Origin of the sequence: Streptomyces sp. CAI-85 (assembly GCF_013363615.1) — a bacterium.
Classification (GTDB): Bacteria; Actinomycetota; Actinomycetes; order Streptomycetales; family Streptomycetaceae; genus Streptomyces; species Streptomyces antibioticus_B.
The window spans coordinates 1-1,421 of sequence record NZ_JAANNX010000184.1 but is presented as its reverse complement, the minus strand read 5'-3'; the positions used below and the strand labels follow the sequence as shown (position 1 = coordinate 1,421).

1 protein-coding gene is annotated in these 1,421 nt (G+C 71.5%); it reads left to right on the top strand.

The annotated features are described in order from the left end of the window. Positions 1–48: 48 nt before the first annotated feature. The coding region (locus tag G6W55_RS37625) for an acyltransferase domain-containing protein (RefSeq protein WP_309243889.1) at positions 49–1,421 on the top strand (1,373 nt) is incomplete at its 3' end.

Sequence of the window (1,421 nt, the reverse complement as noted above, 5' to 3'; positions counted from 1 at the left end):
TGGCCGGAGACGGGAGGACCGCGCCGGGCGGGCATCTCCTCCTTCGGTGTGAGTGGCACGAACGCGCATGTGATCGTGGAGGAGGCTCCGGAGGTTCCGGGGTCGGTGGCCGAGGGTGCGAGTGTGGTGCCTTCGGTGGTGCCGTGGGTGGTGTCCGGGCGTGGGGAAGGGGCGTTGCGGGCGCAGGCGGAGCGGCTGGTGTCTCGTGTGGGCGAGGGTGTTTCGCCGGTGGATGTGGGCTGGTCGCTGGCGGGGCGGGCGGCTTTGGAGGACCGGGCCGTGGTGGTCGGCTCCTCGGATGAGGAGTTGGTGGCCGGGCTGGAGGCGTTGGCGCGGGGCGAGTCGGCGCCCAGCCTCATCGGGGGCGCCGCTGCGGCCGGTGGCCGCCTGGCAGTGCTGTTCTCCGGTCAGGGGTCGCAGCGGCTGGGGATGGGCCGCGAGCTGTACGAGCGTTTCCCTGTCTTCGCCGAGGCTTTCGACGCCGCGTGTGCCGCTCTGGATGCGGAACTGGGTGTCGGTCTGCGGGATGTCGTCTTCGGCTCCGAGGCCGGTGTGCTGGATCGGACGGTGTTCACGCAGGCGGCGCTGTTCGCCGTAGAGGTGGCCCTGTTCCGGCTCGCCGAGTCCTTCGGTGTGCGCCCCGACTTCGTGGGCGGGCATTCGGTGGGTGAGTTGGTGGCTGCGCATGTGGCTGGGGTGTGGTCGCTTGAGGATGCGGCTCGTCTGGTGGCGGTGCGTGGTCGGTTGATGGATGCGCTGCCTGCTGGTGGGGCGATGGTGGCGGTGGAGGCCACCGAGGAAGAGGTTCAAGGCCTGCTCGCGGGGCGTGAGGGCCAGGTGGGTATCGCGGCTCTCAACGGGCCCACGTCGGTGGTGATTTCCGGCGACGAGGACGCGGTCACGGCATTGGCGGCGGAGTTGTCGGCGCAGGGCCGTCGTACGAAGCGGCTGGCGGTCTCGCACGCCTTCCACTCGCCGCGCATGGAGCCGATGCTGGCGGAGTTCCGGGCGGTCGCCGAAGGCCTGACCTACACGGCCCCGCAGGTCCCGCTGGTGTCGAACCTGACCGGCCGACTCGCCGCGTCGACGGAGATCTGCACCCCGGACTACTGGGTACGCCACGTCCGTGAGGCGGTCCGTTTCGCCGACGGCGTGCGGGAGTTGGCCGCCCAAGGCGTCTCGGTGTTCCTGGAGCTGGGCCCGGACGGCGTCCTGACCGGCCCGGGTTCGCAGGTGGCCGGCGATGCGGTGTTCGTTCCGGCGCTGCGCGGCGGCCGGCCGGAGGAGAAGGCGCTGTTGTCGGCGCTGGCCCGGGCCTGGGCGCACGGTGTCGACGTGGACTGGAAGGCGGTGTTCACCGGGACCGGCGCCCAGCGCGTCGACTTGCCCACCTACGCCTTCCAACGACGGCGCTACTGGCT